At 42.7% G+C, this 14130-nt stretch carries 7 protein-coding genes; all 7 read right to left on the reverse strand.

Going from position 1 to position 14130, the window contains the following annotated elements; all coding sequences use genetic code 11:
* Positions 1-42: 42 nt before the first annotated feature.
* The 7 genes from ACH11B_RS03910 to ACH11B_RS03940 all read right to left on the reverse strand — a co-directional run bounded on the left by ACH11B_RS03910 (position 43) and on the right by ACH11B_RS03940 (position 13655).
* Positions 43-2631 carry a WG repeat-containing protein gene (locus ACH11B_RS03910; RefSeq protein WP_130855093.1) on the reverse strand — a complete coding sequence of 863 codons (2589 nt, stop codon included), beginning with the start codon at positions 2629-2631 and terminating at the stop codon, positions 43-45.
* A 1-nt stretch (position 2632) separates the two neighbouring features.
* A complete protein-coding gene (locus ACH11B_RS03915; RefSeq protein ID WP_130855092.1) occupies positions 2633-4912 on the reverse strand; it encodes a WG repeat-containing protein in 2280 nt (759 codons plus the stop codon).
* Between the two features lie 161 nt (positions 4913-5073).
* Positions 5074-6207, reverse strand: a complete 1134-nt coding sequence (locus ACH11B_RS03920) for an acyltransferase (RefSeq protein WP_130855091.1) — start codon at positions 6205-6207, stop codon at positions 5074-5076.
* Between the two features lie 171 nt (positions 6208-6378).
* Complete coding sequence (locus ACH11B_RS03925) at positions 6379-7227, reverse strand: endonuclease/exonuclease/phosphatase family protein (protein ID WP_130855090.1); 849 nt, start codon at positions 7225-7227, stop codon at positions 6379-6381.
* A gap of 47 nt (positions 7228-7274) precedes the next feature.
* A complete protein-coding gene (locus ACH11B_RS03930) occupies positions 7275-9113 on the reverse strand; it encodes a RagB/SusD family nutrient uptake outer membrane protein (protein ID WP_207303723.1) in 1839 nt (612 codons plus the stop codon).
* 11 nt (positions 9114-9124) lie between these two features.
* On the reverse strand, positions 9125-12640 hold the full coding sequence (locus ACH11B_RS03935; protein WP_377611678.1) for a SusC/RagA family TonB-linked outer membrane protein: 3516 nt from the start codon (positions 12638-12640) through the stop codon (positions 9125-9127).
* Between the two features lie 28 nt (positions 12641-12668).
* A complete protein-coding gene (locus ACH11B_RS03940) occupies positions 12669-13655 on the reverse strand; it encodes a FecR family protein (RefSeq protein WP_377611680.1) in 987 nt (328 codons plus the stop codon).
* Positions 13656-14130: the final 475 nt, after the last annotated feature.

Raw genomic sequence — 14130 nt, forward strand, 5'->3', positions numbered from 1 at the left:
TCAGTTTGCCGTCGGAATATTTATATAAGTGTACAATATAGTTTAATACAGTAAATCATCTAAATTAGCTGCTTCAAGGGGTAGTTTTTTGCCTGTCTCATCAATATAGAACCATTTATCGTCGTTGAAGACCGGTACCGGAAACATATCGACGCTGTCCGAACTCGTATAAAAAGCACCATTTCCCAAGCCCATGTTTGCATACTGCACCGGAACTATAATCTTTCCTTCAAAGGTGGCCAATCCGAATTTAGCTCCTTTCTTTAGTAAAAGTAGGCGATTATTCTTCGTCGGAATGATGTCATTGTAAATCGGCTCCAATAGCACTTGCCCCTTACTATCGGCTAGGCCAACGCGCAATTCGCTCGTATGTGAAAGCATTTTAAAAAGCAATATTTTATCGTTCAGAAACAGTTCAGAAAAATCCGAAAATTGTAGATCAGGCGCTACATAACCTTCAGAAAGTAAAGTTCGCCCGCTCTTATCGATGATATTTACGGGCCACAGCCGGTTGTTATAACCCATTTCTTGGAGCTTCCGGGCATCAACTACAACGGCAAGCCCTGCTCCGTTGAAATCCGATACCTTGGCATATTTTGGAGGTAGAAGCTCCTTTCCTTTTTCATCTATAAAACCATATTCTCCATGTTTTACGATCTTTGCAAAACCATTTTTGAAAGGAAACAGCGTAACATAGGTGGTATTCCGTTCGCCATTCAATTCAAAGTTAAACTGACTGGCATCATAAACGGTCCCAAGCTCTCTATCCTCCAAAATATCAAAAAGCTTCCCCTTTCTCCCATCATCTGATACAAAGAGCAGACGCGACGAGCCCACCTTCCAAACATAAGCGTAATCTAAAAATCGAACTTGCTTCGTTTCTACATTAAACAGTGAATAACCGTTTTGGTCGTTTTTTAACAGACAATATTGGGTGTTTATGGTGTCCTTGTCGGTGAAGGTTTTACCAATAATTTTTTGTCCCTGTAGGTTCCAAAATTCATAGGCAGGTTTATCATAGTCCCCTTTCGTTGTCATTATCAATTCGTGCTGCGGTCCCATCAGCTCAAAATGGTCGTAAACAGGCGGTATAACTTCCTTTTGTGATTTCACGTTATATAGGCCCACTTTCTTACCCCGCACAATTTCCGCTAACGAATCCGGTAAGCTTTCCAAAAAAGAGAAGCCATTATACTGTCCCGGTATCAACAAATTTCCATGAGCATCGAATACCGTAAAAAGCCCTTGCTTTTCCCCCACAATCAAGTTTCGATTTTCACCATCAAATTTAGCTTTGATATCCACGTCATAAAACTCCGGCGGGTAATACCTTACGTTGTCCACGAAATAAAGACCGTAGTAAGCACGCTGCTTAACTTTAAAAACGGCTAAACCATCACTACCATTGGAGTAGAAATACTCGTTGGCATGCGTAATTTCTGCATTATTGACCTGCAATAGTTCTTTTTGATTCTTGTCAAATAAGATGGCCAGGTTATCCTTTCTAGCTACAAAATAATCATCATAAACCTTTACATCATCATATTGAGCCGGCAGTACCCATTTCCCCGAGTGGTTAACAACACCCATCTTACCATCGGCTTTTGCGAGAAGATAAGGTCCATAATACCCTAGGTAAGAATTAGCATTCGGTTCGTCGATCCATTCATACTGTGGCGGTGAAACCATTTCTCCATCCTGCCCGTAGATACCAATACCATATCGCGCCATAGAACCATTATTTCCTGTTTTAACAGTTTGCCGATGCGCTACGTTTATAATTTCTTTAACCAGCAAAAGACCTGCAACGATTTTAGGATAATCGTCCTGTTCATCTGCCAGGAATTCTTTTCTAGTGGGAATATGTACAATTAAGCGCTTCCCATTCTTCGTAAAAGATTCTACCCAATTATCGCTCCGCATGCCATAGTGACCATGTTCATAAACAAAGGGAAGTAGTTCTTTTCCGTTCCAATCCAGAATACCCCACTTACCATTATGACTTGCATATACATAAGAAGGTTTTCTTCCACAACCACCGCAGTAATCAAAGGCATCAAAGATGGCCGGTATTACCAACTTTTGCTCTTTGAAGCTGTAAATACCCCACTTTCCTTGTTGTTTTACATCAAAGTAATTACCATCTAAATAGCCGGCATCCTCAAAAAACGGCAACATCTTTCCCCCTTTAAGGTAGAAGGAAATTTCGTTAGCCTTCTTCAATTTCCAGTAATAGGGATTATCAACTCCCACACTGTCATACGCTGCCTTCAATAAAACTTCACCCCGTGGGTTCATCACTCCCCATTTCCCGTCCTTTATAAAGGGGATTACCTTAGTTGGTAGTAGTTCACTTTTAACAGACTCATCATAGGCGGCGATATCGTCTTTATTCCCTAACATGACATTTGCGTTCGGAACTACTGTATCAAAAGCCTTCCCGCCCTGTTTGTTTATATAGTATTCTTTTTCTCCTTTCTTAACGCGTGCATAACCATGATAAAAAGAAGCCAAACTGGTCAGCTGTTCAACTTGGCCAGCTATCGATCCTTGACTGTCATTTTCCTTCCCTTGCCCTGCGCCAAGTATGGGAAGCAAAAGCCAAACAACGATATAAAAGTATCTTCCCATATTAATAAGCTCCTTTTTTCTGCGTCTTTATTGGATAAATCGTTCCGTCCTTGGCTACGATGTGATACCACTCCCTCTCTTTTACCAAGACGGGCCAAGTGTGCTCATCACCCTCATAGTTAACAAATAACTCATCATATTTTGGGGCAAGCACTATTTCCCCGTCTTTAGTTGCCAAACCAATTTTACCGTTTTTCACAATTCGCACATAGCGTTGCGAACTATTGATTTCTATATCATCGTATTCTAGGTTTAATAAGAATTTCCCTTCTCGACTCCACAGCCCGTATTGATTATCTTGGCGTACCAGCAATAAATTGGGGTGGTCGTATACGGTATTGATTTGTTCCAGTTTTGCCGGAATTAGCTCTTTCCCATCTTTATTGATTACCCCGTAGCGATCCTTTCCATCCTCCGCTTTTTTCACGACGAAGGCTAGCCCCTTATAAAAATTTCCCACCGCCGTGTATCCTGCAAAGCGCCTTTCTCTAGCCTGCAAATCGATGAAAAGGTTGTGCTGATCACCGCTTATTTTTAGCAGGCCGCTTTCAAACGGAACTGCATCCTGATTTTCATTAATAGGTAAGCCGAAGCCCTGCTTTCGCAAACTGCCCTTCCAACTTGGATTTTCATAGACGACCTTTCCATCGCCATTTATCAGTTGTAAACTTTGGTCTTCCCGCTCCAGCAGGAAGAAATTTTCACTAACAGGATGATAATCGTAAACATTGGCATCAAAACCCCTGACACATTGCCCCTCGCTGTTGTAAAGCGCTGCCTCATAGGCGTAGTCCCTATCCTGTAGTTTACGGGTCACAACCAAATAATGTCGGCTAATCCAGCTGATTTTTTGATCAGCCACAGGAACTATAAAGGACTTTTGCACTAAATTAAATAGGCCCAGCTTTTCACCATCATATATAGGGACGAACGATGAATCGGACAAATCGATTCCGCCTAGGTTATAGTCCGTCGTCATTGCATATTGATCCTGCGGTAAGTGATACTTCGTCGGTAAAATCTCTTCCCCCTCTGCATCATATACACCATATAAATCTTTTGTGAAAACGCGATAGTAAGATTTTCCTCCTTGGATAAAGGGATCAGTCGTCAACAATTGATTGGGCGGAAATATAGGTTTACCGGACCAGTCGAGCCGATTACTTTGATCGCCCCGTTGTACATAAATGGTATAGGGTAATGCAGCTATTGCTTTCCTTTTTGCTTGCTCCTTTAAAGCTACCTCCGACAACTCAGCCCCATAAGATATGGGCGCCATTACCGCCGCTGCAGCAGGAAATACGGGTTGTCCTTCCGCATCCTGAAATTCAATCTCATCATAGCCAAAAGGGACGAGCAATTTTCCGCTGCTATCCACAACCGCTTGTTTCCCATCCTTTGCAACAATCGCCAAACGCTTAACAAAGTCGTCGATTTGGTCGTATTCAGCAGGAATAATCCAATTGCCTTGCGTGTTAATAGCCCCAAATTTACCTCCTTGTTTCACCTTTATTAAATCAATGTCACCTAAAGAGGATACCGCCTCAAATTGAGTAGACGTAAGCGCCTTTCCCCCTTGATCCAAAACACCATATAATCCGTTTTCAGAACAAGCAATGTAGGATGCCGAATGTGTATAAAGATTCGAAAGAAAAACGTATTTAGGTGGAATAATAACGGTTCCATCCGCCTTTGCCATTCCTTGCTTATCTCCTAGATAAATCGCCACACACTTATCATTCAAGTAGCATTTACGCACTTCGTCATAAATAGGCTGTTGGATGACATGACCATCCTCTGCAGCAGTCCACCCCCATTTGCCGTGTTGTTTAACTCCTATTAAATCCTTATTAATAATCTCTATCCCGTCATATTGAGGTGGGCTAATCTCACGACCCTTGACATTTATAACGCCATATTTGCCCTCTTTTTCGGTTATAATAAACTCATAATCGTAACTTATTCCTTCATACCATTGTCCTTTATACTCGTCTTTCAACTCAATACCGTCGTATTCGATAGCCGCAAGGATTTTCCCATTTTTATCCACAGCGCCGTACATGCCATCCTTTATCACACTTAACATATTTCCGGTGCTGTTTTCTACTTTATCAATTAGCAAGTTCGCCTCCGGTAAATACAGATATCTCTTGCCATCCAACTGTACTTCCGGAAAGGTTTCATACGACGAAAAATCAATAGCATCCACTACTGCAGGTGTCTGCCCAAAAACTGACAGATGAACCATGAAATATAGAAGCAACAAATAGCGTTTATTCATGAATCAAAAGTAAGCAGCATAAACTATTGCGTAAATCCCTGATTTCGGGGAATTCCGGAATAGTAACCGTCATGTTTAATGCCGCAAATGCAATCTTAAAAACGAAGACATACGCTTAATATTAATGAGATGATTAACCGCCTTACAGCATATTCGCCGGTCTACTTCTTATCTATGTTCGAGGAGCTCATTACTGCACGTCGTTGTTTCAACTGCAACCATTTCCTAACGGGTGTATCAAACAATCTCATAATAACATAGGCTAAACCTAAAGAAAAGGCAGTTCCAAGAATTATAATGAAAGTCAGCCGAAGCGTGTCTACCTGATGACTATTGTAATAATTGCCGAATATCCATATCATGGGAATATGAGTCATATATAAAGGATAAGATATTTTGCCGAAAAATACACAAAGTGACCTCATGCCTTCCGAAAGCTTTGTTCCCACGCCCAAGGTTAGTAGCAAAGGGAAATAAAACACAACAATACCGACTTCTACCAACCAGTTCCATTTAAAATATGGAACTATAAAAGCAAGCAATAGCAAAATGGAAAGCCCAACAAAGCCCATTTTATTTTTAACCAACCAGTTCGAACGATATACAAGCAGACCAGCTAAAAAAGAATAGGCAATACGCGCAGCACCATCCCAAGCGCTTTTTCCATCCCAACCACCGATCAAAGTACCTGCTTCATAACTCACCCAACCAAGCCAAATCATTGCCGCTAACCAGAGCAGGAATAAGGTTTGGCGACTTATTTTATAGAGCCAAAGAGCGTAAACAATATTCGCTACATACTCAAAAAATAACGACCACGAAGGTGTATTCAGTCCAAACAGACCATAACCGCGATCGGGCATAACGGGATAAGGAACCAACAACACCGAAAAAATAAAAATGAGCGAGAGCTGCCCTGCATCATAACCTATGTCGGAAAAAGGGTCAATCCAAACGCCAAGTAATCCCAATACAGACCCCAATAAAACGAGCGGATGCAAACGAATAAGCCTTGCCTTAAAAAATTGCCAGGGACCAATTTTAGTTATTCGTTCATCATAAGCATAACCAATGACAAAACCCGATAAGCAGAAGAAAAAATCAACTGCTAAAAAGCCGTGTCCTAAAAAATTTTGACTATAGTCAGGGTATACAAATTCCAGAAAATGAAAAACGACAATTGTAATAGCCGCCGTTCCCCGTAAACCATCCAGTAGATCATAATGAGGCTTGCTTTGCAAATACCTAATTTTAGGCTCCTGAGGCATAGTGGCTTCATCTTGGTTAAGATGCATAGGTAAGCTATTTCAAGGAAAAGCTATTCAGATATTTTGGCATATCATTCAGCGAAATTGCTTTTTACTGATAACCACGAATATAGCCGTGGTAAGGAACGCATATAACAGGAGATTCAATTTGAAAAAAAACCCTCCATTGCGGAGGGTTTTTTCGGAATATTACAAACATTATTTGATTTCCAGATCCACCATCACCGGAAAGTGGTCTGACGGAAACTTACCGTGGTAAGTATCCGTCAGCACACCCCATTTAAGGGCCTTAAAATCTTTGGTAACAAAAATATGATCAATGATTGCCGTTGCCTGTAGAGACTTTTCGTTGCCAAAACCATTGAACGAAGCATTGGGCTTATACGGTTTCGCTACCAGCTTTTGCGTATCCTTCAGCAAAGCCGACTGTGCTAAAGCTTGATACCATTCCGTTTCTTCAGAGCCGTTCATATCTCCCGTAAAGATTGTCGGAGCGCCTTGGGCAATTTCCTTGATCTTATTTAAGATCAACTTACTGCTTTCCTTACGGGCCTGTACACCTTGATGATCGTAATGCGCATTAAACACAAAAAACTCCCGCTTGCTTTTCTTATCGCGCAGCTGCACCCACGAGCATATGCGCTTATGCGATTTTGCATCCCAACCAAAGCTCGGCTTATCCGGTGTTTCTGACAACCAGAAATCGCCTTTCTTTAATAAAAAGAATCGATCTTTTTTAAAATAGATAGCCGAATGCTCGCCCCCTTCCTGTCCGTCATCTCTGCCTAGACCATACCGTTGGTATTCAGGCAAAGCGGCACTGATATCGTCCAATTGCCTCTTCAGTGCTTCTTGGGTACCAAAGATGTCAAAATCATGAAAGTCGATCAAAGCAGCCACTACAGGCGCTCTGTCCTCCCATAAGTTACCGGTATCACCCGGATTAGCGTAGCGTACATTAAAGGTAGCCACTCTTAATTGTTGCGCCTGTAATGTTGATATACCTATAATAAGGAGACACAATACGCCTATTATCTTTCTTTTCATCTTAACTCTTTTAAGGATCATTTTATTTATTTAAAATTAAAAAAACTTTACCATCCCGGGTTTTGGCTTAAGTTGTTATTTTTAACAATGGCCGTCGATGGAATAGGATACAGGTACTGCCGGCCATCCTCATACCATTTTCTAGGCTGTGCTTTAAACCATTCCAAATGCCTATTTGCCGTTAATGTCTGGTAATTTGTACTTTTCCCGCCAATTGCTACCTTCGCACAACCACTCGGTACCGCGATTGTTGGGCCTTCGGTATTGCCATCATAGAATACCACATCATAGCTACCATTATGGTCAAGATCCATCAGTACATTCAGTGCCGGCACATAAATTCCCGACCATTGCAAATTAGCCATGAGCTCGCCATGCTTCCAACGTTTCAAATCGTTAAAACGAAAACCTTCCAGCGCCAATTCCACTTGTCGCTCGCGACGAACTTCCAAGATAATCGGGTTACTTATGTCCGGAAAAAAGGTTTGCTGTAAATAAGTGTCCACCGTTGTTGGCAAGGTGGTCAAACCACCGGTAATACCCGCGCGTGCGCGCAATGCTCCGATCGATTTTGCCCAGTCTGCATCCGTTAACGTACCTAGCTCAGCCTTCGCCTCCGCAAAATTCAGCAGTATTTCCGCATAGCGCATTAAAGGGATCGCGTTCGTATTGTACGCTCCATTATCATAGTGAGGGTCGTCCAAGATATATTTGATGGGCTGATAACCTGTATAGGTATGGCTGCTAAAATTAGGCGGTGCTGCCACTCCCTTACGAGAATATCCAGGGGTGCGGATCAGCTGCGCTAAACGGTAGTCACGATTCTGGCACTCGTCATAAAATTCCTCCGTTTGAAAATCTGTCCGGCTGGTATAAGGCGTTCCATCAAGATTCAAAATGGTATTAATAAAAGGACGTACTAAGCTATAACGCGGACCGTAGGTTGCTGATGTCCACCACCAGTTGGCGCTGCTCATTACCGCCAGATCCTCGCTCATTGTTACCGCCCACATTACTTCCTGCGTAAGCGGTGCGTCACTGATAAATAATGCCCGCTGCGAACCTTCCACACCGGCACCTGTGTACAAAGAATAAGGGCCATTCTCCATTAATTCCGTAGCGGCATCTACTACATATTGATAAAAAGTATTGGCACTTTCCTGGAAATTCAACTCCGGGTGATATTTCCGATAGGAAGCTTCAAATAGCGCTGCCCTTGTTTTCAGGCCTAAAGCGGTCCATTTCGTTATCAGTGATCCGTCCGAGCTGGTAGATGAAATATTTTGCGAAGCAAAATCCAAATCTTCCATCACATGCTCCATTACCACGGCGCGCGAATCCCTTGTCCCATATAAAATGTCCGTTTCGTCAATACCCAAAGCATGATCTACCCAAGGCACATCTCCAAATCGCATAACCTTATCAAGATAAAAATAGGCACGGAAGAAACGGGCAATTCCTATGTAATTATTGCGTACAGCTTCACTCACATTGGGATCAGTGCAATGTTCGATGAAATAATTGATATTCCTAAGATCACCCCAGCTCCAACCATCACTTGTCTCCGGAGAGTAACCGCCTTCGCGGATAAAGCTGTTGAGGTTATTTACTGCGCCATAATCCGCCATTGCATCCCTATTATAAGCATTGCTTGCATCAGGCAGCATGCCATAGAAAGAGCGGCTATAAGCCGCTAAGCCATTTTCGCTCCCAAAAACATCTTCTTCCGTTGCGGTAGCCTTAGGCGTTTCATTCAATTCGCAAGATGAAAACGCCAATGCTGCCATGGCCAATAGAATCCACTTTCTTTTCATCACTTTAAATGTACAATTGCGTTTCGATTTCTTGTTTTGCGACCCGCTATCGCTATATATTTCTTTCAACATGATTGTTTATCTTAAAAGTTGATTAACAGATTAAAACTTACACTGCGCATCGTTGGATAATTAAAGCCATCTCCGGAATTGGAGTTGCTGACATCTTCATCAGACTTACCAATATTCGCTACATCGATATCCTTGGTGTGCTTGTATAAAGGCGACCAAGTAAAAAGATTCTCACCGGATAAACCTACCCGTACCGCTTGCAGACCGGCTTTTTGTACAAAGGCTTTAGGCAAATTGTATCCTACCTGCAGGTTACGCAAGCGTAGATAAGCAACGCTTTGCAGGTAACGAGTTTGCGCCGTATTTTGTATGGAAGTATTATAACCGGCGTAACGGGGTAAGTAAGCGTCCCGATTATCCTCCGTCCAGTAATTGTTCAGGTGCCACGTTGGCAAGTTATTATAAGGCCGGTTGAACTGCCCCCAGAAAATCGACTCGTTACTTGGATACCAATCCTGTTTACCTACACCCTGAAAGAACGCCGATACATAAAAGTTACTATAATTTAAATTCAGGTTGAAGTTATAGATATAACGCGGTTCAGTATTACCAATAATAGTCTTGTCGCCATGATCGCTCAGTGTATTCGAACCATAATCAATAACGCCATTACCATCTAAATCCGCAAAGCGTACATCTCCCGGATATACCACACCCGAGTTTGAAGATTTAATCAAAGTTTGTTTAGGTGCTGCGTCAATTTCTTCCTGCGATTGGAAGAGACCTTGGGTTACATAGCCCCAAACATCCCCTACACGTTGCCCGGCATAATAGTCGGTAATAGCTCCCGTGGTATTATTATACCTGTCGATCGTCGAACGGTAATCCGCCAAACCGGCTTTTACACTGAAGCGGAACGGTTTGTTGGCTATATTAAATTGGTCATTATAACCGATCGATATCTCATATCCATTCGTGGTTAAGTCGGCGTAGTTACCCTTTGGTGATTCTGCTCCGAAAATATCCGGTAAAGTAGGACCAACCGTATACATATTCAAGGTTTTGCGCGTATAAATATCACCGGTAAAAGTCAGCTTGCTATTTAGTGCTACCAAATCCAAACCAAAGTTAGCTGTACGAGCCGTCTCCCAGGTCAAGTTATCAGGCCGTATGGTTGGCCTTGAGGTTACAGGATTTTTAGCCCCATTCAAAATAATACCCTGTGTTGTAATGTTATACGTATTTAAGAAGGTATAAGGATCGATGTTTCCATTTCCAAGAGAACCGTAGGATGCCCGTAACTTCACATCCGAAATGGCCTTCGGATTAACATTCCAGAAAGACTCCTGCGAAAGGCGCCAGCCAACCGAAGCCGAAGGGAAGAAGGCCCATTGCTCATCGGTCGGAAACTTCGAAGACCCATCGTAACGACCGTTCACTTCAAAGAGGTATTTATCCTTAAAAATATAATTCGCACGGAAAAAGACACCCGCAATCCGATACTTATTATACCCCGCTGTAGCTGTTACGGATTCGCCTAAAGCCAAGTTAATATTTTCGGTATTTTCTGTTAACAAACCATTCTTGGTAATATAATTGGCATCGTAGACCCGCTGCTCATAGTTATAACCTACCAAACCTTTAAAATAATGATCGCCCCAAGTTTTTTCATAATCCGCGTATAGATTCGTAAACAAGTAGCGCCACTTCTCGGTAAGCTGATAAATGTTATCGTTGAAAGAAGTACGTAACAGCAGAGTTTCTCCTTCCTTCACGCTATAAGGTACGGGCACCCTAATCCGCGTAGACGTAAAATCGCGATTACGGAAAGTAAGATCCCCACGGATATGGAAACTGTTATTAAAGAACTTCGTTTCAAAAGAAGTCGTATTCCGTAAATTATCGTTTTTGCTATCCACACCGTTCTTGCCATAGATAAAGTCGCCCACCGTGTAAGCCGCAGAATAGGATAAAGTACCGTCAGGATTGAAGATGGGCGACGTGGGGTGCCCTTCATCGTCAATATTGCGCCATATATTCCCTCCTTCACCGGCCGTTTGCGGATCATGATATTTAGATAAATTAAAATCCATATTATTACTGATCCGTAGCCAATCAGTTACCTGTAAGCCGCCCTTTGCGCGTAGGTTATAGCTATTGTAATCATCTGTATTATAGCGATAAATACCGTTATAGTCATACAGACGCCCCGATAAATAAAAATCTGATTTTTCCGTTGTACCCGATACAGATAGATTATGGTCCTGCGCCCACGTTCTATCTTTCAACAAGGTGCCAAAGTAATCCGCATTACCATAATATACATATTCACCATTATCATTTACGGTTATCTCTTCGGTAATGCCCTGCTCTTTCCTCCTTTTAAACTCTTCCAGCCAATCGAGCGTAAAGATTTGTGTCTTATTTAACTTACTCGGCACCGACGAATAGTTGTTCCATGCATTATAAGCTTCAAAAAAGTGCGAAGCGTAGGTGTAGCCATCGGTCACAAAATCCGGTTGCGTCGCTAGTTGTTGCATGGACGTGTTCCCGCTGTAAGTAAAAGAGGTCTTTCCTAAAGCTGCTTTTTTGGTTGTAATCAACACGACACCGAAGGTACCGCGCGAACCGTATACCGCTGCTGAGGAAGCGTCTTTCAGTACCGATACCGACTCAATATCATTCGGGTTCAAGGTCGAAGGATCACCTTCAACACCATCAATCAATATCAAGGCGCTTCCACCCTGACCAATAGAGGTGGTACCTCGCACATTATAGCTCGGCGAACGAGTCGGTTTCCCGTCCTGTAAATTGATGTTTAAGTTCGGTACAGCACCGGCCAGCATTTGCGTTGCATTAGCGGCCACGCGCCCTTCAAATACTTCACTGCCCACCTGATCTACCGCACCGGTCAAGTTTACTTTCTTTTGCGTGCCATATCCTACAACCACTACCTCATTTAACTCGCCGCCTTTCGCTTTCAACTGAAAGTCGGCAGTCGTAGGTTTACCTTCCTCCACCACTACCCCATTTCGCACCTGTGTTTCAAAAGACACATAGGATACCTCCAAGGTATAAGTGCCTGCCGGAACAGAAATCAGGTAGTTCCCTTCTTCGTTAGCCGCCGTGCTCCTGTTCAGTTCACGGATACGTAAACTTGCACCGGGCAAGGCCATTCCTTGGTCGTCCACAATCTTTCCGGAAAGTGGCATCATCTGCCTAGGAGGATTATAGGTTACTACCAGGTTGTTTCCCTGTTGCTCATAACGCGTATGCGTTTGCGCCGAAATCTTATTTAGCGCTTCGGCCATTGTGCCTTCCATTTCGAGCGAAAGCGACTTGTTTTTCGGAATCGCCCCATCGCTGTACACAAATCGGAAATCACTTTCCCGTTCCAACTGTTGCAAGACTTCTTTGAGCGACTTGTTACGTAAATGGAGCTTCACCAGTGTCTTCGATAGCTCTTGAGCCTTCACCGTATTGGCGCAAACAAGGCTATAACTCCACAGCACCACCGACAGAGCAAAGCAACCAGTGCTGAACGCTTTCAGCATAAAGTTTAGATAGTTAGGTATTCGATTGTTCATCCCTGATTTTGATTTTGCAAATTTTAACTTATTTAATATAGACCTGATTCTTTTCAATTCTATAAGAGAAAGAGCTGCTCTTACTTAGCATATCCAGCACTTTGTTAATGGGTAAATCTTTAAATTCACCGGTGAAACGCCGATTTAACAAAGACCGGTTATTAACATGGATTTTTACACCATACCATTTTTCCATTAAGGACGCTACTTCGGCAAAACGTTGCCCGTTAAAAGCCAAGACCTCCTTACGCCAAAGCCCCCAATAATCCTTATCATTGATGGGCAACACGCTACTTTCCTTGGTTAATTTATTATAGTTGATTTTTTCGCCTGGTTTTAATACAGAGGACGATGAGTCATGGTCAACACGTACCGATCCCGTTATCAGCGCCACAAAAAGATAATCGTCGTCACCAAAAGCCCGCACGTTGAACGACGTTCCTAAAACGTAAGTCCGCAGCTCTTGACTACGTACAACAAATGGCCGTGCTTTATCCGGTGCCACCTCAAAAAAGGCTTCGCCGATCAATTCAATTTCCCGATTCTGTTTATTATAAGTATTGGCATAGCGCAATACACTTCCCGCATTCAGGTAAATTAAGCTTCCGTCTGGTAAGGTGATTTTCTTTTTCTCGCCATAGTCGGTTTTTATTTCCGTCACATGAGGTGCTTCCGGACCTGGTGTTTTTACCTGTTGGGCGTAATAAAGTATTGCCAACCCAAACCCCAAGGCAATACTGGCTGCCGCTGCCCAGAAGGCTGGGAATCTCCTCTTTACTCTTCTTTCAGGGCTTTCGATGCGTGCCATTACCGAGGCTATCCGCTTCTTCCCCGCCGATGTTAGCGGGGCATTTGCAAAGTGCTCCGTGTCCTTCCATAGTTCGCGTATTAATTCCTCTACTCGTTCTTTATATTCGGGATTCCCCAGCAAGCTGAAAAAAAGTTCCCTTTCCTCTTCACTTAGGGTTTGACTTCTATACTTTTTAAATAGGGTTTGTAATAACGTCTCATTCATCTAATAAGATGACAGAACGACCTATTGAAAAGAGCTACGCTCGGAGATTAAGCTTCGTTTAAAGATTTGTTAAGAAAAAGTAAACTAAGTATCTGTAAACTCAGCTTCACTTTTCATATAACAGTCTGGGTGTTTATATTAAAGGAACCTTTTCTTTAGTCACTTTTATTCGTTATTGTTTGTTTTAAAAGGCACTCATGCTACTTCGTGGTTTCCGCAAAAAGTGACGCAAAACCGAGCAAGGCGAGCTCATGAACGCCTAATGAAATAAACAATATGTGAATAAACTCGTCGCTTCCTGCCTACCGCAGGCAGGCAAAATTTACAGGAACGGTAGTGCCTCCCAATACGAAATGTAAATTTTGGAGGCGACATTTAGCGGAACGGAGGGCTTTTACTTTTAACCGAACGTATTATTCTTTAGCCTGGTACTATAGCCCTGTGTGAAGGGAAAACGGCCTCACAGCATGAGCGT

Source organism: Olivibacter sp. EAT-5, from assembly GCF_044784325.1.
GTDB classification, from domain to species: domain Bacteria; phylum Bacteroidota; class Bacteroidia; order Sphingobacteriales; family Sphingobacteriaceae; genus Olivibacter; species Olivibacter oleidegradans.